Here is a 213-nt window from a genome sequence, read left to right as displayed (position 1 = left end):
TGAATACCATCAGATAAGATGACTCAATCAAAGGTATAGCGATAGAAACCTGTGACCGCATCTACACAAACAGTAGCCAGACCCAAGCCGATTAACTCTGACACTGCTGTCTTGATAGGTTGATCTCCAACCAAACCACTCAAACAGCTAATCGCGAATACCATTAATACGAAATATTCTGCAGGTCCAAAAGACACAGCCCATTTAGCCAAT

Annotated in this window: 1 pseudogene; it reads right to left on the bottom strand. The window is 42.3% G+C overall.

Annotated elements, in window-relative coordinates:
* Positions 1-26: 26 nt before the first annotated feature.
* A pseudogene (locus V6252_RS13500) lies at positions 27-213 on the bottom strand (tripartite tricarboxylate transporter permease); the annotation flags it as partial.

It is taken from the genome of Psychrobacter proteolyticus (assembly GCF_038155145.1).
In the GTDB taxonomy this organism is placed as follows: Bacteria; Pseudomonadota; Gammaproteobacteria; order Pseudomonadales; family Moraxellaceae; genus Psychrobacter; species Psychrobacter proteolyticus_B.
Note: the sequence above shows the minus strand (reverse complement) of the source record. Positions and strands in the feature narration are given on the sequence as shown.